The sequence below is a fragment of the Bradyrhizobium sp. NBAIM08 genome (assembly GCF_020193935.1).
GTDB lineage: Bacteria > Pseudomonadota > Alphaproteobacteria > Rhizobiales > Xanthobacteraceae > Bradyrhizobium > Bradyrhizobium yuanmingense.
In genome coordinates, this window is the sequence record NZ_JADYVR010000936.1 from 1 (window position 1) to 404 (window position 404).

Below are 404 nucleotides of genomic sequence, written 5' to 3' on the forward strand. Positions count from 1 at the left end.
CCTCGGTGAGGATCAGGATCCTGGCGTCGTACTCGCGCTTTCGAAGATCGAACGTGGTCTCGAGATCTTCGATCTGCAGGTCGTGACGAGCCTGCTCGATCTGGCGCTCGTTCGCCGCGTTCGCGCTCGCCTCGTTGGCGACGGCTGCACTGCGGGCGTTCGCGCCTGCGACCGCCAACTCGACCTGGTCGTCGCACGCGTCGAACACGTACAAGCACACGAGCCCGATCGCGATGAGACCGGCCAGGAATCCGACCGGCCAGCCGACCTGGCTCACGAGCGCGGCGACGGCTGCGCTCACGACGACGGCGGGGACGACGCGCAACAGGAATGACGATCCGCGATCGGGGAGCGACTTGAGCTGACGCGCTATCCACGTGAGATCCACGAGCTGACTGTATGTG

The 404-nt window shown here is 65.6% G+C and carries 1 protein-coding gene; it reads right to left on the reverse strand.

The genetic code is table 11. From position 1 onward, the window contains the following. The coding region (locus I6F37_RS42810; RefSeq protein WP_225154799.1) for a hypothetical protein at positions 1-325 on the reverse strand (325 nt) is incomplete at its 3' end. Positions 326-404: the final 79 nt, after the last annotated feature.